Origin of the sequence: Sorangium sp. So ce394 (assembly GCF_051474665.1) — a bacterium.
Lineage (GTDB): Bacteria > Myxococcota_A > Polyangia > Polyangiales > Polyangiaceae > Sorangium > Sorangium cellulosum_D.
The window spans coordinates 11646218-11668976 of the sequence record NZ_CP150339.1 but is presented as its reverse complement, the minus strand read 5'-3'; the positions used below and the strand labels follow the sequence as shown (position 1 = coordinate 11668976).

Genomic DNA, 22759 nt, shown 5'->3' with positions numbered 1-22759 from the left:
TTTTATGGTGTGGACCGCTCGCTCTGCCGCTGGATTGGCGGAGGGACCGCCTACTCGCACGCCTCGCCGAGGATGTACCCGTGCTTGCAGATGCAGCGACACTCGACCTCGAGCTCGGGCTCGTTGCACGCCGGCCGGACCTGAGTCGTGTGGCTCGCCGTCCGGCCCTCCCGGTCCTTCACCTGCACCACGATCTCGTAATCCTGATCGAAGATGTCGCGGCTCGACCAGTTGTTCGGACAGACGCCCACGTTCGCGAACGTCGAGATGTCGACGTCGACGCTCGCGCCCCAGCCGTCGCCGGTCGGCTTCAGGTTGACCGTCCTCGACTCGGACATCACCCGCCCCGACCCGGGGTCGCGCAGCGCGCCGGAGAGCTGGACGCCGCACGCGCCCAGGTTCGTCGCGCGGACGCCCAGGAAGAGCACCCGCCCGCCCTGCGGCGGCATGACGATGTCGACCGCGTCGCCGTCGCTCACCGGGCGCGATACGCCGCTCGAGTCGAGCGCGATGACGTCGATCTGGATGGGCGCGCCCTCCTCGCCCAGGGTTCCGAGCTTGCACATCTCCTCGACGACCGGCGGAGGAGGCTCCCCGTCGTCGCCGCACGCCGGCGCGACGAGCAGCAGCGCCGCGAGCGCTCGCCGCGTCGCAGCGCGAGCAGCCGTCATCGATCCCGCCGCTCCGGCGCCGGCGGAGGGCCCTCGTCGTCCTCCGGCTCCTCCCGCGGGATGGGCGCGCGCGGCGGGCGCCTCGTGGCGCCGAAGGAGCTCGAGCTGATCGGCGGCGCCGCGCGCGAGTCGGGCGCCGCAGGCTGGGACGGCGCGCCGCCGCGCCACGGGCCGCTCGCCTCCGGATCGGCCGGCTCCGGCGGTCCGCCGGACGCCGCGCTCCCCTCGATCAGCCCCGCCTGCGGGAACGGCGTGCGCTCGGCCAGGTAGGCCGCGAGCAGCCGGTCGCGCTCGAGCTCCTCCGTGCTCGGCGGCGGCGGGGGATCGAGCGTCGGCAGCTCGTCGGTCCAGGTCAGGTCCGCCTCCTCCAGGCTCGGGACGGAGCTGGCGCTGCTGGAGAACCTCCGCGGCGCGTTCCGCTCGGTCGGGACAGGCTCCGGCGCGTAGCTGGGAGCAGCGCGATCCAGCGCATGGCTGGACGGACGGTCGGGCGCGTACCCGGGCGCGCGGTCGAGCGTGTGGCTGGACGCGCGGTCCGAGGCGTACCCGGGCGCGCGGTCGAGCGTGTGGCTCGACGTCCGCTCCAGCGTGTGGCTGGACGCGCGGCCCGGCGCGACGCTGGGCGCCTGGCTCGGCGCATTGCTGGGCGCGCGGCCCGGCGCGTTGCTGGGCGCGCGGCCCGGCGCGTTGCTGGGCGCGCGGCCCGGCGCGTTGCTAGGCGCGCGGCCCGGCGCGTTGCTGGGCGCGCGGCCCGGCGCGACGCTGGGCGCCCGCTCGGGCGCGACGCTGGGCATGGGCTCCGGCGGGAAGGAGGGGCTCCGCGACGTCGGCGGCGGCGGCGGGGGCGGCGGATCGATGGTCGGCAGCTCGTCGTCCCAGTCCCAATCCTCCGGATCCACTCGGGAATCCGACCGGCGCGACGGCGGGCCCAGCCGCAGCTCGGCCGACCTCCGCGAGATCGGAAACCCCGCCGGCGGGCCGATCGTCGGCAGCTGGCCCACGCCCGGATCCCGCGGGGGCGCGTCCTCCCGGCGCTCCATCCGCCGCGACGGGCGCGTCGGCTCGGGCGCCGGCACGGAGTACCTCGTCGACGCGACCTGCCCGAACGGCCGCGAGTCCCGCGGCAGCCGCGGCGGCGGCGGGACCGCCATGGCCGCGCGCGCCGCCGCCGTCGAGGGAGGCGGCTGCGTCGAGATGAGGTTCTCGTCGCGACCCCGCTCGGCCGACGGCGGGCGATCCGCCGGCGCAGGCTGCCGGGGCCGCACGCTGGTCGGGGACGACGCGGCCTGCGCCGAGCCAGCGAGCGGCCGGCCGAGCCACGCGGCGTCCTTGCGCCCCTGCGACGAGCGCGCGCCCTCCTCCGCCGGCCGCACCGCGCGCGGCGCGAGCGTGTCGCCCGGCTCGGTCGCCGGGACCTCGTCGCCGAAGAGGAGCGGCGCGGCCCCGGCCCCGCGCGACTCCACGCCCGCCGCGCCCCGCCCCGAGCGGAAGCCGAATGCGGCGCGGATCGCCCGCTCGTGGTGCGGCTCCACCTCGACCGGCCGGACGATGAAGCACGGCTCCGCGCCCGGCGCCCGCAGCGACAGATCGACGTCGAACGGCGCGCTGACGAGGTGGCCCTGCTCGTCGAACAGGATGCGCACCGGCGGCTGCGCGAAGTGCGCGGGCGACGACGGCGTCGCGAGCACGACCCCGAGCTCGCCGGTGCTCAGCTGCACGAACGTCCCCGTCGGGATGATGCCGAGCGCGCCGATGAGCAGCTTGCCGATCGCCCGATCGGTCGCGCTCTCGGCGCCCGAGACCATGCGCTGGAGCACGGCGTCGAGCGACGCGCCGCCGCCCGACGCGCCCTCGAGCGACGGGAACGGCGCGGCCCGGAGCTCGGTGAACTGGCGGGCGGCCGCGAGGATCCGCGCGAGCACCGTGGGGCTGCGCCGGCCGCCGTAGAGCGGGCCCTGCCGGCCGCCCGGCCGCAGCGCGAGCGCCTCGTAGGCGATCACCGTGCGCGTGATCGACGGCGCGTGCAGCTTGCCGAGCGCCGTCAGCATGACCGCCGCGCTCGCGGGCTGCCGCTCCTTCTCGTCGTCGCTCAGGCTGCGCTCGAGCAGCGAGCGCCCGGCCAGCTCCTCGCCGCCGGCCGAGCCCGCGAGCGCCCCCGTGAGCCGCAGCCTGCCCACGTCGTAGAGGAGCGCCGCCGTGACGAGGCTCCCGAGCATCCGCCGGTCCGTCGTGAGCTGGCGCGCGATCCCCAGCGCGACGATCGCCGTCGACACGCAGAGGCCCGCCTCGTCCGGATCGGCGACCTTGCCCGCGGCGACCGAGAGCAAGAGGCGCGCGTCCTCCTCGGCCGCGGCGACGAGCTTCTGCGCGACCCGCTTCACCCGCTGCGGCAGCGTCGGCTCCGACGAGCGCAGGGCCGCGTAGAACCCGCGCATCACGAGGATCGCCGCGGCGTAGGTGCGGCTGATGCGGCCGATGCGGGTGCCGTCGCCCTCGATGGCCCCGGCGGGGAACGGGTTCGTGAGCTTGCGGACCCGGACGCCGCGCAGGCTCGACTGGAGCAGCCGCGCGGCGATGCTGCGGTCGCGCTGCGCGTCGGCGAGGAGGCGGGCGAAGGCGGCGAGCTCGGCGCGGCGGACCGTCTTGTCGAGCACGAGCTCCGAGACGTCGCAGGCCTCGAAGAAGCTGCCGAGCTCCAGGGCGACCTCGTACGTCTCGCGCGAGGCGCGGAGCATCTGGCCGTTGATGAAGAGCGTGTTGCCCGCGAACACCAGCGTCGCGGCCTCGCTCCCCGACAGCTCGCAGAACTGGACGATGCTGTCGATCGCCGACGGGACGAGCGACAGCACCGCCTGGTTCGAGTCGCTGTGCAGGAGGCACGCCTTCGCGAGCCGGTAGATCATCTGCACCAGGCCGAGCGCCGCGCGGCGCCGCCCGTCGGCCTTCACGCCCGAGATCGCCATGTCGCCGGTGCTCTCGTGGAGGTTGGCCTTCTCCTCGCTCACGGCTTCCTCCCGCGGGGCGACGGCGACGGCGCCGGCTTCGTCGACGGCACCCCGCTCGTCGGCGCGGGCTCGATCGCCGGCGCCGGCGCCGGCCGGGCCGACGGGCCGAGCGGGAACGACGCGGGGCCCTGCCGCACGCTGTACGGCGAAGCGCTGGGGCCCGACGGCGGGGCGGGCGACCGCGGCGGCGCGACCGGGCGCGGCATCGACGGCGGCATCGGGGGCGGCGCGGCGGTCGGGGTGGACGCCGCGGCGGCGGAGGACGGCGGCGGGCCGCGCCTGCTGAACGGCACCGAGTTGGGGGGCGCCGAGGCGGCGCTGGTCGAGGAGGGCACCGGCGAGACCATCGGCGGCCGGTACGCGGGCCGGCCGGCGTCGCCGCTGCTGTACGGGCCGACGGAGCTCGGGCGCGGGGTGCTCCACGGCTCGAGCTGGTCGGGCAGGCTGAGCGGCCCGCCCGGGCTCACGCGCCGGACCGAGACCGGCGAGTAGGAGCGCGCGGCGCGGGAGGGCGGCGCGCTCGCCTCGGGGGCGGGCGGCGACGGCAGCGACGCCTGCGCCGGCGGGCGCTCGCTCGGGCGGGTCGGCGCGACGAGGCGCGCGGCGATCGCGACCGCGGCGCGGGCGGCGGCGTCGCGCACCGGCGGGGTGTTCCACCAGCGCGGCTTGGTGGCCTCCTTGACCGCGCGGAGCGCCTCGTAGCTCCGCGCCTGGCAGAGGAAGTGCGCGGCCAGCTCGCGGGTCTGCTCGATCGCCTCGGACGGGATGAGCTGGCGCTTCTCGAGCAGCTCGATCGCGAGCTTCTCGGCCCGCGCGGGGTTCAGCTGCGCGACGGTCTCGAGCCACTGCCGCCGCTCCGAGCCCGGCAGGTCGTGGAACGACGGCGCGACGATCCGCCGCACGAGCGTCGGGCCCGCGGCGAGGACGCCGAGCTTGCCGATGAGGCGCAGCGCCTCGCGGCGCACCGGCGGCGCGGGATCGTCGAGCAGCTTCTGGAGCTCCTCCCGGACGCGCTCGGCGGCGGAGCCCGGGCCGTTCGCGCCGTCGCTGCCCGCGGCGTCGGGGAGCTCGGCGAGCGCGCTGATGCGCACCTCGACGTGCGGGCTCGCGAAGCCGGCCTCCAGCGCGGCGAGCGCCTCGGGGGTCTTGAGCTGCGCGAGCAGCTGGATGGTCGTGAGGGCGAGGGGGGCCGGCGCGCGCGAGAGCAGGTCGCCGAGCTCGGCCTCTCGGCCCGGCGCCCACCGCCGCATGTACGCGAACAGGACCTCGCGCAGGCGCTCGGACTGCGCGGCGCCGTGGCACTGGCACGCCGCGCTGAAGAGCGCGCCGTCGTCGAGCGCGTCGAGCGCGTGGGCCAGCCCCTCGACGATCGCCGGGTCGAGGGGCACGAGGCTCCGGCCCGCGCCGGGCTGCGCCGCGCCCCGCCCCGCGCCCGGCTGCGCCGCGCCTCGCCCCGCGCCCGGCTGCGCCGGGACGCTGGCGCCGCCGTGGACCGCGCCGGCGCCCGCGGCCGCGCCGTAGACCGCGCCGACGCCCGCGGCCGCGCCGTAGACCGCGCCGGCGCCCGCGCCGCCGTGGCTGGCGCCGGCGCGGAGGGCCGCCGGCGCCAGCGTCGCGGGGCCGATCGCCGCCGGCTCCTCCGGGTGGGTCGTCGCGAGGTCGTCGAGGATCGCCTTCAGCGCCTCGACCGGGAACATCGACTGCGCGAGCGCCCGGTCGATCGCGCGCGGCGAGAGCTGCGGCATGGCGGCGAGCTGCCGGCTGCTCGCCGCGCCGGCCGCGCCGCGCTGGACGCCCTCGAGCCGCGTGGAGAACGCGCGCCGGAGCATCGTCTGCACCTCGAAGGCGAGCTCGTAGCTGTGCAGGACGATCTGGTCGGCGGTCCACGCGGTGAGCGCCCCGGTCATGCGATCGGCGTCGCCGTGCCTCACCGCGTCGACGTAGCCGTCGACGAACGCCTCCATGTACCGCTCGGTCCACTGCTCCGACGGCAGCGCGATCTGGGCGCCGAGCGTGCTCCGGGTGAGCGGGTCGACGGCGAGCGCCGAGGCCGCCGCGCCCGTCTCGGCGAGCGCGGCCTCGACGTTCCGCTGGAGCGCCCTGCCCGCGAGCGAGCTCTCGTCCCAGAGGCTCTCGATCTGCGCGAGCGCGCGCGCCCCGATCGCGATCTCGCGGCACTGGTCCTCGAAATCCTCGGGGTCGACGTCGCCCTCGGCGAACTGATCGATCGCCATGTAGGCGATGTGCTCGAAGCGGCGGTCCCAGAGCGCCGTCACCGCGTCGTCGTCCTCGCCGATGCCGAAGCTCTGGTCGCGGAGCAGGATGGCGGCGAAGTCGCGGAGCTCGGCCTCGGTGATGCCGGCCTTGATCTGGATCTTCCGGACGCCGTCGGCGAAGAGCTGGTAAGGGATGCGATCGAACGGCGGCCTGTCGGGCTGCCAGATCGGCTGGCCGCCCGAGGTGAACGCGTTCGGCGTGACCTCCCAGCGGACGCCGAGCGGGTTCTGCGACAGCGTGCGCGTGATCTCGTCGAACGCGAAGTGGAGCCCCTTGTTCACATGCGGGTGGTTCCACCCGTACTGGCGGATGTTGCTGAGCACCAGCGCGAGCTGCTTCCAGACGCCGACGAGCCGCTGGCAGGTCTGCTCGACGAGGGACGAAGGCTGCGGATCCGAGTCCTCGTCGATGGTGTCGTTGCCGCGGACGAGCACGCGCGGCGCCTTCTTCTCGCGCGAGGGGGTCAGCTGGCCGGCGGCGTTCGCGGCGGTCAGCCGGCGGAGCTCGGCGCGCATCGCGCCGGCGCTCTGGAAGCGGCTCCCGCGCTCGAACGCGAGCGCCTTGTCGACGAACGCCACGATCTCGACCGGCAGGTCGGGGACCTCGGTCGCGATCGACGGCGCGGTCTGCGTCGCCGCGAGGAAATACGACTCGGACTCGCTCCGGCCGCGGTTGAGCCGCTTGCCCGACAGCAGGGTGAACAGGCACGCGCCGACCGACCAGAGATCCGACCGGCCGTCGATGCCGGACACCCCCATCGCCTGCTCGGGCGACATGAACGCCGGCGTGCCGAACGTGAGCCCCGCGCGCGTCGCCTGCCGCTCGGGGTCGCGCATGCGGGCGATGCCGAAGTCGAGGACCTTCACGTGGCCGGCGCTCGTGACGAAGATGTTCGCCGGCTTGATGTCGCGGTGGACGATGCCGATCGAGTGGCACTTGTCGAGCAGGTCGAGCACGACGTCGAACACGGGCAGCACCTGCGCGAGGGCCAGGGTGCCGCCGTGGTTGCTCGCGAGCCGCTGGAGGGTGGTGCCCGCGAGCAGCTCCATGACGAGGAACGGCTCCCCGCGATCGCTGAGGTCGTCCTCGATCACGGCCACGCGCGCGGGGTGGTCGACCCGGTTCGCGATCTTGCCCTCGCGCAGGAAGCGGTCGCGCAGCTCTGCGTTGCGGGCGAACTCGATGTGAAGGACCTTCACCGCGGCGCGCGAGCCCCGGCGGTGGGTCGCCGCGAACACCGCGCCCATGCCGCCGACCCCGAGCAGGTCGTCGAGCCGCCACTTGGCGTTCAGGGCCGTCCCGATCCGCGCAGCGGCGGTATCTACGAGGTTCGGCTCCTCGGCGTGCGGGTCGAGCGGGGCCATAGACCGGGCGGCGGACAGAGGCCGCGCCGTGCGCGGCAGAGGGCGAGTAAACCAGGGCGAGCATACATGGTTCCCGGTGAAGCGCGAACCAGGACAAGCTCGTCCGCCCCCACCGAACAAAGGTGGGAGAGGCGTTCGTAAGGTGGCAGCGAGGCTGCGTGTGACGCACGCGCGCGACCCACGACGGACGATATCGGCCGACGCCGGACAGCGCCGGACAGCGCCGGACAGCGCCGGACAGCCACTGACGGTCGCGCGCTTCAGCGCACCGTCTCTCTCGGTCGCGGCGCGGCGCTGCGCCGGCGTCCGGCGCGGGCGATCGCCGCTTCAGCGCACTGGCTATCGGTCGCGGCGCGGCGCTGCGCCGGCGTCCGGCTCGGGCGCGCCCGGCCACTCGGGGCAGGTGACGCGGTAGGCGATGTCGGGCATGAGCAGCGCCCACTCCTCGCGCGTGAAATTGCGCCCGGCGTAGGCGCACGCGCGCGTCATCAGCGGCTCGGCCGCGATCGTGAAGACGCGCGCCGCGCCGTCGTTGGCGGCGGTCACCACGCGGGTCGCGTCGGGGCTGAACACCGCGTCCGTCAGCGTGACCCCCTCGGCCCGGAGCGTGATCGGCTCGCCCTGCCCGTCGACGGGGAGCACCCGCGCGATGCCGTCGCTCGACACGGCCACCACGCGCGCGCTGTCGCTGCTGAACGACACGGTCCGGACGGAGGTGCCAAGGCCGCTCAGGACGAGCGGCTGGCCCTGGCCGTCGGCGCGGAGCAGCCGCACGGCGTCGTCGAGGGCCGCGATCGCGATGTGGCTGCCGTCCGGGCTCACCGCCAGCGCCGCGATCGCGCGGTCCTCGTACCCCGAGGCGAGGACGCGCGGGGCCCCGCGGCCGTCCGCGGGCCACACCTTCACGTTGGGCCCCGACGTCGCCACGATGCTCTTGCCGTCCGGGCTGAACGCCGCCTTGAGCAGCCCCGCGCGCTCGTCGCGCAGCACCACCGGCTCGCCCGGGACCCCGGCCTCGAACACGCGCAGGATGCCGTTCCACGAGGTCGTCACGATCCTCGTGCCGTCCGGGCTGAACGCGACGCCCACCACCCGATCGTCGTGGGCGCCGAGCACGACCGGCTCGCCTTTGCCGTCGGTGCGCCACACCCGCGCCGTCCGATCGGCCGAGCCGGTGACCAGGCGGCTGCCGTCGGGGCTGAAGTCGACGCTGAGCAGGTGCTCCTCGTGCCCGCGCAGCACGACGGGCTCGCCAGAGCCGTCGGCGCGGAAGATGCGAACCGTCTTGTCCGTCCCGGCGGTAGCGATCTTGCTGCCGTCGTGGCTTACCGCGATGCTGGTCAGCGGCCCTGTGTGGCCGTGGAGGAGCAGCGGCTCGCCCGGCGCCTCGAGGCGCCAAACCCGCGCGGTGCCGTCCTCCGAGGCGGTGACGACGCTCCTGCCGTCGCGGCTGAAGGCGGCGCTGTTCACCGCCCCCTCGTGGCCCACGAGGACCGTCGACGTGCCCTTGCCGTCGCAGCGGAAGATGCGGGCCGTCCCGTCCGCGGAGGCGGTGACGACCGACGTGCCGTCGGCGCTGAAGGCGGCGCTGCGCACGGAGCCCTGGTGCCCGCGGAGGACGACGGGCTCGCGGCGGCCGGGCTCGAGGATGCGCGCCGTCCCGTCGCCCGCGGCGAGGGCGACGCGGGCGTCCACGGGGCTGTAGCTCGCGCCCTCGACGCCCTGCCCGAGCCCCTTCAGCGCCTCGGGGGCGCCGTGCCCGTCGGCGCGGACGACGTAGACCGTCCCGCTGATGGCCGTGGCCAGGATCCAGGTGCCGTCGTGGTTGAACACCGCGCGCCGGATGAGCCGCTCGCCCAGCGGGACGACGAGCGGCGGCTCGTCCCCCATGCCGGGGCGCCACACGTAGATCGCGCCGTTCGTGGTCCCCGCGACGACGCGGCTGCCGTCCGGGCTGAACGCCACGCTGGACGGCGCGGCGTCCCGCGTGGGGAGCGCCCCGTCCTCGCGGCCGTCGGGGCGCCACAGGCGCACCGTGCCGTCGGTCGATGCGGTCGCCAGGCGGCTGCCGTCGTGGTTGAAGGCGACGGCGACCACCCCGCCGGGATCGTGGGCGCGCAGCAGGACCGGCGCGTCGCGCCCGCCGAGGCGGAACAGCCGCGCGGCCCCGTCGGCCGAGGCGGTGGCCACGAAGCGGCCGTCGGGGCTGAAGGCCGCGTCGTGGACGGCGCCGCCGTGGCCGGTGAGCACCTCCTGGCCGACGGCGGGGCCCCGGACGGCGTCGCCGAGCGCCTGCACCACGGTGGCGGCCGCGGGGCGGCCGCTCGCCCTGGCGGCGAGGCCCGCCTCCACGGCGAGGAGGCGCGCGCGCGGCAGCAGGCCGTCGGACAGCTCCTTCGCCGACTGGGCCGCGAGCCGCCGGGCGTCCTTCTCGCGCGCCTCCTGCTGCGCCCGGACGAGCGCCTGCTCCTCCTTGCCCATCTGCCAGAGGAGCACGAGGACCATGCCGCCGAGCAGCGTGACGGCGACGGCGAGCACGGTGAGGAGCCGCCGCATCGACCGCTTCTGGCCCTCGGCCCGCGCGCAGGCGGTCAGAAACGCCCGCTCCTCGGCCGAGAGGTCGCCCCGCCCGTCGCACCACGACGTGAGCTCCGCGAGCGCCGCGCCGACCACGAGGAAGTCGTCCTTCCGCCCGTTCGAGAGCCACCGCAGGAGCGGCTCCGTGACGGCGCGCTCCACCTCGCGCGACCCGGCCCACGCCCGGTCGAAGGCGCGGCGGAAGATGCGGTTTCGCACGTCGAGGCACGGCGCGCCCGCGGCCGTCGCCCGCTCGGCGCAGAGCCCCGAGAGCCGCAGCAAGAGCTGGATCGGATCGCCGCTGTCGACCGACACCGGGTGGCCGTCGAGCAGGCGCGCGTACAGCCGGAGCAGCTTCGGCGCGTGGGCGCGGTGGGGCCCGTGCGGCTCCAGGCACCGCTCGGCGTAGCGCAGGTTCGGGTCCTCGGCCCGCCCCTGGCCCAGGAAGCGCCGCTCCACGGCCTCGTCGACGCTGAGGCCGCGCCGCTCTCCGACGAGATCCGCGCAGAGCCGCTGGGTCATGTAGGGGTGCCCCGAGGTCCACGCGAAGATCGCGTCGAGCGCCGCGTCGGGGTCGGCCACGAGCCCCTCCAGGCCCTCGCGGAACCCCCGCACCTCGGCGCGGGTGAAGTCGTCGAGCCGGATCGCGCGGCCGATGTTGAACGGCGTCCGCGTCGGATCGGAGACGAGCTCCGACGGCGCCGCCACCCCGAGCAGGCAGAAGGTCAGCCGGGCGTTGGCCGGGCGCTCGGCGCGCCGGTTCACGAAGGCGCGGATGGCCGCGAAGAAGTCGTCCCGCGAGAACGGCAGAGACAGGGTGGCGTCGACCTCGTCGATGAACAGGACGATCCCGGAGGAGATCTCCACGAGCACGACGTCCTCGAGCCAGCGCAGCCAGCAGTGCACCGGCCCGAGGTGCCAGTGCGCGTCCCAGAACTCGTCCGGCGGCTCCAGGCCGAGCTGCTCGGCGATCTCGGACGCGATCCCGAGGTACCAGCCCACGGGCGTGGCGGTGTCGGTGCCGAGCGCCCCGAGATCGACGCTCGCGCACTCGATCTGCTCGGCGCGGAGCCGCATCGAGACCCGGAGTCGCAGGCTGGACTTGCCGATCTGCCGGGTCGACAGCACATAGCAGAGCTCACCGCCGAGCAGCGCCTCGAAGAGCTCCGTGTCCGCGGAGCGCTCGATATAGATGGCGCCGTCGCCCACGGTCCCGCCCGCCTGGAACCGGCGCCTGTGATCACCGGCGCTGGCCTTCGCCTGATCGAGGTCGGGAGGCGCCGAGAAGGTCACGAATCAGACGGTGCCATGCAGCGCCGGGACCGTCAACGGAACGACATCCCGCGTCGCTAGCGTCCGCGGTGGAACAACAGGTCTCGCGACGGGGCGTGAACTTCACGAGAGCGTCACGCGGGGAGGGGCGGGGGGAGGGGCGGAGCGGGGCAGGAGCGGGGTTGGAGCGGCGCTGGAGCAGGGCAGGAGCGCACCCTCGCGCGCGGCCGCCGGCTTCTGTCGGCGCCGCGTCGCGCGGCTCGGCCGCGGCCGCGCGCCTCCGCTCCTCCCTTCCTTCGCCGTGCGGCGATCACGGTTGCGCCCGTTGCGCTGCGCCCCAAAACCCACTTGCCACGTCCAGAAATCGTGGACCGGGCCACTCTGGCTGGTGTAGCGTTCGCGCCGTGCGAGGGGCGTTGAAGGCGATGGGGCATGGCGTCGTGGCCGCGCTGGCGGCCCTGTCGCCGCTCGGCTTCGCTTGGCGCTCTGCGGCTCAGCAGATTCCTGCGGATACTACGGCTTTGCCCGATACTCCTGAAGCACCTTCCGGAGAGATGCAGAGTCCGCCGTCGACTGCAGGGGCGGCCCTCCTGCCGGCGGCCGCCCGGCCCGAGCTGCGCGGCGGGGCCGCGGCCGCCTCGTCGCGCGGGGCGGCGCGCTGCCGGGCGGCCGGGGCGGCCCTCCTCGCGCTCTCCGCGGCGGGGTGCATGCAGCTCGACGACGGGCTCGCGCAGCGGGCCGCGCTCGCGGCGCACGCGAGCGACTGGCGGGAGGAGATCGTCTATCAGGTGCTGATAGACCGCTTCGCCGACGGCGACGCGAGCAACAACTACCGGGTCTCCTCGGCGCTCGGCAGCTGGCACGGCGGCGATTGGAAGGGGCTCGAGGGCCGGCTGCCCTACCTCGAGGAGCTCGGCGTCACCGCGCTCTGGATCTCGCCGATCGTCAAGAACGTCGAGACCGACGCCGGCTTCGACGGATACCACGGCTACTGGACGCAGGACTTCACCGCGCTGAACCCCCATTTCGGCGATCTCGCGTCGCTGCGCCGGCTCGTCGCGTCGGCCCACGGCCGCGGGATGAAGGTGATCCTCGACATCGTGACGAACCACGTCGGCCAGCTGTTCTTTTACGATATCAACCAGAACGGGCGGCCCGACGACGCCGTTTACGGCGGCGGCAAGGGCGCGCACCCTCAGAGCGAATACGACCCCGATTTCGACCCCCGCGGCGTCCAGGCGCGGACGTCGCTCGGCGCGTCGGGCCCGGCGCCGATCGTCTTCCGTCACGAGCCCGCGACCAACCACCTCCCGCCGCGGCCCGAGCTCTTCCAGCGCCCCGAGGTTTACAATCGCAAGGGCCGCGCCTTCGATTTCGACGATATCGACCAGCTCGTGCACGGCGATTTCCCGGGCGGGCTCAAGGACATCGACACCGCCCGCTGCGACGTGAAGCGGGCGATGGTCGACGTGTTCGTGCGCTGGGTCGAGCTCACCGACGTCGACGGGCTCCGCATCGACACGGTGAAGCACGTCGAGCACGAGTTCTGGCGCTATTTCACGCAGAACGTCCGGCTGCGGCTGAAGGAGAAGGGCAAGACCAACTTCTTCATGTTCGGCGAGGTCCTCGACGGCAGGGACGATCTCGTCGGCAGCTTCACGAGGCACGACGTCCCGGCCCACCCGCACGACGCGGCGCTCGGCGGCGATCTGGAGCGCGAGAACTCGAGCGAGGCGGAGGGCGGCTGTCCGGGCGCCGCGCCGATCACGGGGGATACGCTCGACGGCGTCTTCTATTTCTCCCAGTACTACCAGGCTTTCCGCGACGTCTTCCGCGACGCGCGGGGCACGCGGCGCATCGAGGAGCTCTGGGCGGCGCGCGAGGCCAACTACGGCACGGAGCCGAACGCGAACGGCACGGGCCTGCCGCCGGTGAAGACGCTGGTCAACTTCATCGACAACCACGATGTCCCGCGCTTCCTCTACGACGGCCCGGGCGTCTCGCCGTTCAAGGCCGATCCCGAGGCGGCGCTCAGGAACGCGCTCCTGTTCCTCTTCGCGGAGGACGGCATCCCCTGCCTCTACTACGGCACCGAGCAGGGCTTCAGCGGCGGCCACGACCCGGCGAACCGCGAGGACCTCTGGGCGAGCGGCTACGACACCCAGCATCCGCTCTTCCAGTGGGTCAAGCGGCTCACGGCGCTGCGCCGGGGCTACCGGGCGCTCACGGTCGGCGAGCAGCGGGTGCGCTGGTCGACGGAGCGGACCGGCGACGGGGACGAGGACGCGGGCATCTTCGCCTTCGAGCGGGGCGAGCCGGGCGGCGATTACGCGCTCGTCGTGCTCAACACGCACCCCACGAAGCGGAGCGCCACGCGCTTCGGCGGGTCGGTCATGACGACGGAGCTCCGGCCGGGGACCGTGCTCGTCGACGTGCTCTCCCCCGGGAAAACGACGTATAGGGTGGGCGCGAACGGCGCCGTCGCCGTCGAGCTGCCCCCCGTGAGCGGGGCGCTGCTCATCCCGGAAGACCAGGTCATCCAGGGTCTTTGATCCCCACGAGCCCTCCTCCCCTTCGACTTCCCTCCGAGAACCTTGATTATGGCCTCTGTCAAAGTGCGCGGACTCAACAAGCGATTCGGCCAGACGCACGTGCTGCGCGGCGTGTCCGTCGACGTGCCCGACGGCTCGTTCGCCGTCCTCGTCGGCCCGAGCGGCTGCGGCAAATCGACCCTGCTCCGGCTGCTCGCCGGCCTCGAGGAGGCCGACGAGGGCTCGATCGCGCTCGGCGGGCGCGACGTCACGCGGCTGGAGCCGCGCGATCGCGACATCGCCATGGTGTTCCAGTCGTACGCCCTCTACCCGCACCTCACGGTGCGCGAGAACCTCGCGTTCGGCCTGAAGCTCCGGAAGACGCCGCCGGCCGAGATCGAGGCGCGCGTGAAGGAGGCGTCGGAGATGCTCGGGCTCGGCCCGCTCCTCGACCGGCACCCCCGGGCGCTGTCCGGCGGCCAGCGGCAGCGCGTCGCCATGGGCAGGGCCATCGTGCGGCGGGCGCAGCTCTTCCTGTTCGACGAGCCGCTCTCGAACCTCGACGCCGCCCTGCGCGCGCAGGTGCGGGTCGACATCCGCAAGCTCCACGACCGGCTCGGCGCGACGAGCGTCTACGTCACCCACGACCAGGTCGAGGCCATGACGCTCGCCGACGAGATCTTCGTGCTCAACAAGGGCGTCGTCGAGCAGTCGGGGCCGCCGCTCGAGGTGTTCGCCCGGCCGCGCACCCAGTTCGTGGCGAGCTTCCTCGGCAGCCCGGCCATGAACTTCGTCGAGGCGCGCATGGAGAACCGCGGCGGCCGGTGGGTCGCGGCCCAGGGCGAGCTCTCGGTCGAGGTCGACGCGGCCGAGTTCCCGGGCGCGCTCGCGTCCGGCCGGCGGGTGATGGTCGGCGTGCGCCCGCACGAGGTGGAGCTCGCCGCGGGCGAGGGCGGCGCCCCGTTCCACGTGGCGATCGTCGAGGCGCTCGGGGCCGAGTCGTACGCCCACGGCACGGTCGCGGGGGCGCCGTTCGTGGCGCGCCTCGACCCCTCGGCGCCCGTGGCGAAGGGGGACACCGTGACGCTCGCGCTCCGCAACGTGCACCTGTTCGACGCGGACTCGGGGCTGACCCTGCGGGAGGCGTGAGGCGCGCCATGCCGAGCCGCCGCCCCGCGCCCGCGCTCGCCGCGCTCGCCCTGGTCCTGCTCCTGCCCGGGCTCGCGGTCGCGGCGCCGCTCCGGCTCTGGCACGCCTACCGCGACGACGAGGCCAGGGCGCTCGGCGCCATCGTGGCGGCCTTCCAGGGGGCGGAGGTCGAGCTCCTCGCCGTCCCGTTCGACGCCTACGCCCCGAAGCTCCAGGCGGCGGTCCCGATGGGCGAGGGGCCCGACCTGTTCATCGACGCCCACGAGCGGCTCGGCGACTACCGCGCGCGCAAGATCGTCGCGCCCGTGGGCGACGCGCTCGAGCCGGGCGGCGAGGCGGTGTTCCAGGGGCCGGCGCTCGCGGCCGTCCGGCTGGGCGGCGAGATCTTCGGGCTGCCGATCAGCCAGAAGTGCATGGCGCTCTACATGAACACCGCGCTCGTCCAGGAGGCCCCGGCCTACCTCGAGGACATCGCGGCGCTCGCCGGCGCGCTGCCGCAGGGCGCGTATCCGCTCGCGTACGAGGCGTCGAACGCCTACGCGCACATGCCGATCCTCGCCGCGTTCGGCGGCGCGATGCTCGACGAGCGCGACCAGTTCGGCTTCTTCGGCCCGGGGCCCGAGCGCTCGCTCGAGCTCGTCCGCTCGCTGATCGCGCGGCGGATCGTGCCGGAGGACGCGAACGGCGCGCTGGTGACCGACCTGTTCAACGCGGGCCGCGCGGCGTTCGTGATCAGCGGGCCGTGGTTCGTGGGCGGCCTCAAGGACGAGGCGAAGCGGCGCGCGCGCGTCGTGCCGCTCCCGAAGGTGCGCGAGACCGGCCAGCCGATGCGGCCGTTCATGACCGTCGAGGCGGTCATGCTCTCGCCCCAGGGCGCGCAGCGGGCCGAGGCGCGGGCGCTCGCGCGCCACATCGCCGGGGCCGCGGCCGCGGCCGCGCGGATCGAGATCGCGCGCACGCCGCCGGTGCGGACCGACGTGGCCGTCCCGGCCGACGACGCCTTCATCGCGGCCTTCACCGAGCAGGCCAAGGTGGCCATCCCGATGCCGACGTCGCCGGCGATGCGCTCGACCTGGGAGCCGGCCGCGCGCGCGATCCGCAAGGTGCTGCGGGGCGACGCGCCGCCGGACGTCGCCCTCGCCGAGGCGAAGCACCGCTTCGACGACGTGCGCCGGCCGCTGCCCCCGCCCGCCTCGCCGGCGCCGCTCCTCGTCGGGCTCGGCGCGCTCGCGCTCGTCCTCGTCCTCCGGTGGGTCTCCGCCGCGAAGGGCGCGGTCCAGGGCCCCGCGCTCCGGCGATCCCTTCGACGCTCGCTCCCGGCCTATAAGTACGTCGCGCACGCCGTCGTCGCGATCGGCGTGCTCGTGATCGTGCCGCTCGTCATCGGCGCGGCGACGTCGCTCTTCGCCGGCAGCGGCGAGAGCCTCCGGTACGTCGGCCTCGCCAACTTCATCAGCATCCTCACGGCGCGCGGCGAGCCGCTCTTCTCGAGCGGCTCGTTCTACCTGGTGCTCGCGGTGACCGTGCTCTGGACGGCGGTGAACGTCGTCTCCCACCTCGTCCTCGGCGTCTCGCTGGCGCTGCTCCTGCACCGCCCGACGCTGCGCCTCCGCGCGCTCTACCGGGTGCTCCTCATCGTGCCCTGGGCGGTGCCGAGCTACGTGACCGCGCTGTCCTGGAAGGGCATGTTCCACCGGCAGTACGGGGCCGTGACCGGCCTCATCGAGGCGGTGAACGCCGCCTTCGGGACGAGCATCGAGCCGATCGCCTGGTTCTCGAGCTTCACCACCGCGTTCACGGCCAACGTGACGACCAACGTCTGGCTCGGCTTCCCGTTCATGATGGTGGTCACCCTCGGCGCGCTCACCGCCGTGCCCGGCGAGGTGCTCGAGGCGGCCGAGGTCGACGGCGCCTCGCGCTGGCAGCGCCTCCGGATGATCACGCTGCCGCTGATTCGACCGGTGCTCGCGCCGGCGGTGACGCTGGGCGCGATCTGGACGTTCAACATGTTCAACGTGGTGTTCCTCGTGTCCGGCGGCGATCCGGACGGCACCACGGACATCCTCGTCTCCGAGGCGTACCGGTGGGCGTTCACCCGCGAGGCGCAGTACGGCTACGCCGCGGCGTACTCGGTGCTGATCTTCCTGCTGCTCACGCTGGCGACGCGGGATTGGCGGTGGCGGCGGCGGACGCCCGGGTCGTTCATCCCGCAGGGCGGCGGGGCGGCGGACGGGTCGGCGCCCGCGCCGGTGGCGGCGACGGAGGGCGTATGACGCGGCGGCCTTCTCCGGCCGAGTCGATCGCGGTGCACGTCGCGCTGCTCGCGGCGGTCGCGTTCGCGCTGTACCCGGTGCTCTGGGTCGTCTCGATCGCCTTCTCGGGGGCGCGCCCGCCGGTGCCGGAGGTGCTGCCGATCCCGAACCAGCCGACGCTCGAGCACCTCGAGGCGGTGGTCACCACGTCGCAGAAGGTCGGGGGCGAGACGATCTGGCTGTTCCCCCGTCAGCTCGCCAACTCGGTCGCCGTGGCGCTCGCGACCGCGGCCGTCGGGGTCACGATCGCGATCCCGGCGGCGTACGCGCTCGCGCGCTTCGAGTTCGTCGGCAAGCGCCGCGGCCTGCGGGCGCTGCTCGCGACGCAGATGTTCCCGACGGTGGCGAGCGCGATCCCGCTGTATCTCCTGCTCGACGCGCTGGGCCTGCTCAACTCGCGGACGGGGCTCGTGCTCTGCTACGCGTCGACCGCGGTGCCGTTCTCGATCTTCCAGCTCCGCGCGGCGTTCGAGGCGATCCCGGTCGACCTGGAGGAGGCGGCGATGGTCGACGGGGCGACGCGCTTCGAGGCCTTCGTCCGGGTGGTGCTCCCGGCGGCGCGGCCGGCGATCGCGGTGACGGCGCTGTTCGCGATCATGACGGCCTACAACGAGTTCATCCTCGCGGCGACGCTGCTCTCCAAGGAGGAGATGTTCACGCTGCCGGTGGTGCTGCAGCGGTACATCGGCGAGCACGACGCGCAGTGGGAGCGGTTCGCGGCGGGGGCGCTGCTCGTGTCGCTGCCGGTCATGGCGGCGTTCTACCTGGTGCAGCGGCACCTCGTGGCGGGGTTGACGACGGGCGGCGTGAAGGGGTGAGCGGACCTGCGCGCGACCCGGCCCAAGAGGTGCAGCGCGGGCTGCCGGCGCGGCCGCGCTGCTCGGTGGCGCGACGCGCGGCGCGGCGCGCGGGGGCGTACGGCACCCCCGGCCCGCCCCCCCGGCCGCCCCGGCGGCAACCGTCCGCCTGACCCCACCTCGCGGCCATGGACGCCCGATCGCGACCCCGCTATCTCCATAAAGCCATGCCGAAGGCCGAGGATCCCCCGCCTGCCGCCGCGCCGGGGACCGCCCACCCGGAGCCCCGTCCGCCGCTGGGCGGCGACGGCCGGCCTTCGCTCGGCGGCGACGGCCGTCCCTCGCTGAGCGGCGAGGCCCGCCCGTCGCTCGGCGGCGAGGCCCGCCCGTCGCTCGGCGGCGAGGCGCGGCTGTCCCTGGTCGGCGAGGCCCGGCCGTCGCTCGGCGGCGAGCCGCGCCCCTCCCTGGCCGGCGACCCCCGCCTCTCGCTCGTCGGCGACCCCGACGGCCGCGGCACCTTCCTGCCGGCCGGGGCCGTGCCGCAGCGGCGCCACAGCCGGACCTCGTGGGAGAAGCTCTGGCTCCTGCCGCTGCTCGGGCCCCTGCTCGCGCTGCTCGTCATCGGCGCGGTCGCCACGCTCGAGGCCGCCTTCGACTGGACCATCCCGAACCCGCCGGCGATCCTCTCGATGATCATCGTCTTCGCGGCGTTCAGCGGCGGCCTGTGGAGCGGCATCGTCACCGCGCTCATCTCGTGCGTCTACTTCGCGCTCTACTTCTCCGAGGACGGCGTGCCGTTCTCGTACAAGGAAGACAACCTGCTCCGCGTCGTCGTCTTCGCCGTCACCACGCCCGCCATGGCGGTGATGGCGAGCATCGCGAAGCGGCGCGCGGACGCCATGGGCGCGGCCTCGCTCGAGAACGAGCGCGAGCACTCGGCGAGCCTGCGCGCCCTGCTCATGCAGCGCCAGGCGGTCGAGGCCGAGCTCCAGCAGGCCAAGGAGGCCGCCGAGGCGGCGAGCCGCGCCAAGAGCGAGTTCCTCGCCAGCGTGAGCCACGAGATCCGCACCCCGATGAACGGCATCATCGGCATGACATCGCTCGCGCTCCAGACCGAGCTCACCCAGGAGCAGCGCGAGTACCTCGAGATGGTCAAGATCTCGGCCGACGCGCTCCTCGCCATCATCAACGACGTCCTCGACTTCTCGAAGATCGAGGCCGGCAAGCTCGAGATGGAGCCCGTCGTCTTCGACCCGAGCGAGATCATCGGCGACGCCGTGAAGACGCTGGCGCTCCGCGCGCACGAGAAGCGGCTCGAGCTCGCCTACGACGTGGGCCCCGACGTGCCGGAGGCGCTCGTCGGCGACCCGCTGCGCCTGCGCCAGGTCCTCGTGAACCTCGTCAGCAACGCGGTGAAGTTCACCGACGCCGGCGAGATCGTCGTTCGCGCCGGGGTCGACGCGCGCGCGCCCCTCACGCCCGAGGAGGAGGCCAGCGCGGACCGCCAGAGCGCGCCCAGCCTCTACGCGGGCGAGGCGCTCGGCGACCTCGTGGTGCTCCACGTGCGCGTGATCGACACCGGCATCGGGATCGCCCCCGACAAGCAGCAGCTCGTCTTCGACGCGTTCGCGCAGGCGGACGGCTCGACCACCCGCAAGTACGGCGGCACGGGGCTCGGCCTCACCATCTGCGCCCGCCTCGTCGAGATGATGGGCGGCAAGATCTGGATCGAGAGCGAGCTCGGCAAGGGCAGCACGTTCCACTTCACCCTCCAGCTCCGGGCGCTCGAGGGCGCCGCCCGGTCGCGCCGCCTGGAGATGCCGCGGGACCTGCTCGGCACGCGGGTGCTCATCGCCGACGACAACGCGACCGCGCGGCGCATCCTCGCCGAGACCATCGAGGGCTGGGGGATGAAGGCGGTCCCGGTCGACTCGGGGGCGGCGGCGATCGCGGCGCTCTCGGAGGACTCGGGCACGTGGGCGCTGCCCTGGGGCAAGCCGGGGGGCAACGCGGTCGGGCCGACCTCCTCGTTCGGCCTCGCCATCGTCGACGCCCGCATGCCGAAGGTCGACGGCTTCGCCGTGGTCGAGCACTGCCGGCGGCGCGAGATCCTGAAGGGGCGCACCATCATGATGCTCAGCTCCACCTCGGCGCAGGCGGACGCCGCGCGCTGCCGCGATCTCGGCGTCTTCGCGATGGTCACGAAGCCCGTGAAGACATCGCACCTCCAGGAGGCCGTGTTCCACGCCTTCGGCATCCCGACGCGGAGCGCGCTCCGGTCGGCCGACGTGCGCCGCGCCGTGCCCGGGCCGCGCGCCCGCGGCCTGCGGGTCCTCGTGGCCGAGGACAACGCGATCAACCAGAAGCTGATGCGCCGCTGGCTGGAGCGGCAGGGCCACCACGTGCACATCGTCGAGAACGGCCGGCTCGCCGTCGAGAAGATCGCGACCGGCCAGTACGACGTGGCCCTGCTCGACGTGGAGATGCCCGAGATGGACGGCCTCCAGGCCGCGCGGGCGGTCCGCGCGCGCGAGCGGCGCGAGGGCGGGCACATGCCGCTCATCGTCGTGACCGCGTACGCGATGAAGGGCGACCGCGAGCGCTGCCTCCGGGCGGGCTTCGACGGCTACGTGTCGAAGCCGGTCCAGGTCGAGGAGCTCTACGACATGATCGACCGGCTCGCCGCCGGGCCCTCCTCGCTGGAGATCGAGGACCCGGCGCGCCTGTCGCTCGGCGCGCCGAACTCGTACCCGTCGGTGCCCTCGTCGCCGCTCGACAACGGGCCGCCGAGCACCCGATCGTCGGACGAGCGGCCGCAGGGCACGCCCTCGTCGATCGCGAGCCGGCCGATGTTCGACCGCACCAGGGCGCTTGAGCGGACGGGCGGCGACGCCGACCTCCTGCGCGAGCTCGCCGAGGTCTTCCTGGAGGAGTGCCCGCGGTGGATGGCCGACATCGACGAGGCGGTGACCGCCGGCGACGCCCGCAAGCTGCAGCGGGCCGCGCACAGCCTGAAGGGCGGGGTCGACAGCTTCGGCGCCCGGGGCGCGTTCGAGGCGGCCTTCGCGCTGGAGAAGATGGCGCGGTCGAACGAGCTCGGCAGCCTGCCCGAGGCGCAGTTCGCGCTGCGGGCGCAGATCGATCGCCTGATCCCCGAGCTCGCCGCGTTCGTGCGCGAGGGCTCGCCGGCGGACGCCGCGCCGCTTGTGGACGCCGCGCCGCCGGTGCAGGGCGAGCGGCGCTCTGATAACGAGGTGACGCGATGGTGAGGGTGCTCGTGGTGGACGACTCCCCGTTGGATCGGCGCCTCTCCGGGAGCCTGCTCAAGAAGCGCGCCGGCATGGAGCCGATGTACGCCGAGAACGGCGTCGAGGCGCTCCAGACGATCGCGAAGGCGATGCCCGAGATCGTGCTGACCGATCTCCAGATGCCGGAGATGGACGGCCTGGAGCTGGTCGAGGCGATCCGCCGCGAGCACCCGTACCTGCCGGTGATCCTGATGACGGCGCACGGCAGCGAGGAGATCGCGGTGCAGGCGCTCCGGCGCGGCGCCGCGAGCTACGTCGCGAAGCGGAGCCTCGCGGCGGAGCTCGTGAGCACGGTCGAGAACGTCCTCGCGGTGGCGCGGCTCGATCGGCGGGAGCAGCAGCTGCTCGCGTGCCTGACGGCGACCGAGTCCCATTTCGAGCTCGACAACGACGTGGCGAAGGTGCCCGCGCTGGTGGGTCACATCGAGCAGAGCCTGGGCCGGATGCGGCTGTGCGACGAGACGGGCCGGATCCAGGTCGCGGTGGCGCTGCGCGAGGCGCTGGTGAACGCGATCGTGCACGGCAACCTCGAGGTGAGCTCGTCGCTGCTCGACGAGGATCCGAGCGCGTTCTCGGCGCTCGTCGAGCGGCGCCGGACCGAGAGCCCCTACCGGGACCGCCGGGTGGTCGTGGTGGCGCGGGAGACGCGGACCGAGGCGACCTACGTGGTGCGCGACGAGGGCCCCGGCTTCGACCCGCGCGACCTGCCCGACCCGACCGACCTCGCCAACCTGGACAAGCCGAGCGGCCGCGGACTGATGCTGATCCGCACCTTCATGGACGAGGTGTGGCACAACGAGAAGGGCAACGAGATCCACATGATCATGCGGTGTCGCTCGCCGGAGTCCGATCACGAGCCGAGCGACCCTGGCGGCTGAGGCGGCCTCGGTCGGGTGGGCTTCGAGCGCCGACGCAATCTGTCCAGCCATTGCCCCATCGCCTCGGCTCTGCTCGGGGCCCGTCGCGGAACGTGAATATCCCGGCCACGCCGGGCAACGAAGCCGCCATGACCAGAGACGACGAGTCGATGGCTCGAGCGCGCACTCGGGCAAGCCGGGGTGGAACGGCCGCCTTGGCCATTGCAGCTGTCCTCGTCTCCACGGCGTGCGATCTCGTCGTGCGCGGGGGCACGGATGGTGATGGCGGCGGCGGAGCGGACAGCGGTGCCACGACCAGCGCTCACGGCGGCGGCAGCGGCGGCGACGGGGGCGGCGGGCTGGCCAGCAGCAGCGGCGGCGAGGGCGGCCGCGGCGAGGGCGGCCGCGGCGAGGGCGGCAGCGGCGCCGGGGGCAGCGGCGGCGGCGGGGGCAGCGGCGGCGCCGGGGGCAGCGGCGGCGAGGGCAGCGGCGCCGGGGGCAGCGGCAGCGGCGGCGGCGAGGGCGGCCGCGGCGCGGCCAGCAGCGGCGCCGGGGGCAGCGGCGGCACGCCAGGCACGTGCGTGCCGGGCACGGTGCTCACCTGCTACACGGGCGCCACCGGGACCGTCGGCATCGGGC

11 protein-coding genes are annotated in these 22759 nt (G+C 74.4%); 6 read left to right on the top strand and 5 right to left on the bottom strand.

All coding sequences use genetic code 11. The features are described 5' to 3' along the window. Positions 1-50: 50 nt before the first annotated feature. The 4 genes from WMF33_RS43155 to WMF33_RS43140 all read right to left on the bottom strand — a co-directional run bounded on the left by WMF33_RS43155 (position 51) and on the right by WMF33_RS43140 (position 11187). Complete coding sequence (locus tag WMF33_RS43155) at positions 51-671, bottom strand: hypothetical protein (RefSeq protein WP_437334048.1); 621 nt, start codon at positions 669-671, stop codon at positions 51-53. Then, the gene (locus WMF33_RS43150; protein ID WP_437334047.1) at positions 668-3676 is read right to left on the bottom strand and encodes a hypothetical protein; all 3009 of its coding nucleotides are present in this window, start codon (positions 3674-3676) and stop codon (positions 668-670) included. The genes WMF33_RS43155 and WMF33_RS43150 overlap by 4 nt, the downstream gene beginning before the upstream one ends. Beyond that, entirely contained in the window at positions 3673-7317 is a 3645-nt protein-coding gene (locus tag WMF33_RS43145; protein ID WP_437334046.1) for a protein kinase domain-containing protein, read from the bottom strand. The genes WMF33_RS43150 and WMF33_RS43145 overlap by 4 nt, the downstream gene beginning before the upstream one ends. Before the next feature lie 339 nt (positions 7318-7656). Next, complete coding sequence (locus tag WMF33_RS43140; RefSeq protein WP_437334045.1) at positions 7657-11187, bottom strand: AAA-like domain-containing protein; 3531 nt, start codon at positions 11185-11187, stop codon at positions 7657-7659. Between the two features lie 533 nt (positions 11188-11720). On the opposite strand from WMF33_RS43140, the gene WMF33_RS43135 reads away from it, so the two are divergent. From WMF33_RS43135 to WMF33_RS43110, 6 genes are all read left to right on the top strand, one after another. Continuing rightward, the gene (locus WMF33_RS43135) at positions 11721-13718 is read left to right on the top strand and encodes an alpha-amylase family glycosyl hydrolase (RefSeq protein ID WP_437334044.1); all 1998 of its coding nucleotides are present in this window, start codon (positions 11721-11723) and stop codon (positions 13716-13718) included. A gap of 48 nt (positions 13719-13766) precedes the next feature. Next, positions 13767-14846, top strand: a complete 1080-nt coding sequence (locus tag WMF33_RS43130) for an ABC transporter ATP-binding protein (RefSeq protein ID WP_437334043.1) — start codon at positions 13767-13769, stop codon at positions 14844-14846. Positions 14847-14854: 8 nt separating this feature from the next. Next, positions 14855-17119: an extracellular solute-binding protein gene (locus WMF33_RS43125; RefSeq protein WP_437334042.1), complete on the top strand. Its 2265-nt coding sequence runs from the start codon at positions 14855-14857 to the stop codon at positions 17117-17119. Further along, positions 17116-17976, top strand: a complete 861-nt coding sequence (locus tag WMF33_RS43120) for a sugar ABC transporter permease (protein WP_437334041.1) — start codon at positions 17116-17118, stop codon at positions 17974-17976. The genes WMF33_RS43125 and WMF33_RS43120 overlap by 4 nt, the downstream gene beginning before the upstream one ends. 206 nt (positions 17977-18182) lie before the next feature. Continuing rightward, complete coding sequence (locus WMF33_RS43115) at positions 18183-21224, top strand: response regulator (RefSeq protein ID WP_437334040.1); 3042 nt, start codon at positions 18183-18185, stop codon at positions 21222-21224. Then, a complete protein-coding gene (locus WMF33_RS43110) occupies positions 21218-22141 on the top strand; it encodes a response regulator (protein ID WP_437334039.1) in 924 nt (307 codons plus the stop codon). Before WMF33_RS43115 ends, WMF33_RS43110 begins: the two co-directional genes overlap by 7 nt. A 301-nt stretch (positions 22142-22442) precedes the next feature. On the opposite strand, the gene WMF33_RS43105 is transcribed toward WMF33_RS43110, so the two are convergent. Next, on the bottom strand, positions 22443-22712 hold the full coding sequence (locus WMF33_RS43105; protein WP_437334038.1) for a hypothetical protein: 270 nt from the start codon (positions 22710-22712) through the stop codon (positions 22443-22445). Positions 22713-22759: the final 47 nt, after the last annotated feature.

What these genes read in the sequence shown, in the direction of transcription:
- WMF33_RS43145 (WP_437334046.1), bottom strand. Translation starts at nt 7,317, where the DNA reads ATGGCCCCGCTCGACCCGCACGCCGAGGAGCCGAACCTCGTAGATACC.
- WMF33_RS43135 (WP_437334044.1), top strand. Translation starts at nt 11,721, where the DNA reads ATGCAGAGTCCGCCGTCGACTGCAGGGGCGGCCCTCCTGCCGGCGGCC.
- WMF33_RS43115 (WP_437334040.1), top strand. Translation starts at nt 18,183, where the DNA reads ATGCCGAAGGCCGAGGATCCCCCGCCTGCCGCCGCGCCGGGGACCGCC.
- WMF33_RS43155 (WP_437334048.1), bottom strand. Translation starts at nt 671, where the DNA reads ATGACGGCTGCTCGCGCTGCGACGCGGCGAGCGCTCGCGGCGCTGCTG.
- WMF33_RS43130 (WP_437334043.1), top strand. Translation starts at nt 13,767, where the DNA reads ATGGCCTCTGTCAAAGTGCGCGGACTCAACAAGCGATTCGGCCAGACG.
- WMF33_RS43120 (WP_437334041.1), top strand. Translation starts at nt 17,116, where the DNA reads ATGACGCGGCGGCCTTCTCCGGCCGAGTCGATCGCGGTGCACGTCGCG.
- WMF33_RS43125 (WP_437334042.1), top strand. Translation starts at nt 14,855, where the DNA reads ATGCCGAGCCGCCGCCCCGCGCCCGCGCTCGCCGCGCTCGCCCTGGTC.
- WMF33_RS43110 (WP_437334039.1), top strand. Translation starts at nt 21,218, where the DNA reads ATGGTGAGGGTGCTCGTGGTGGACGACTCCCCGTTGGATCGGCGCCTC.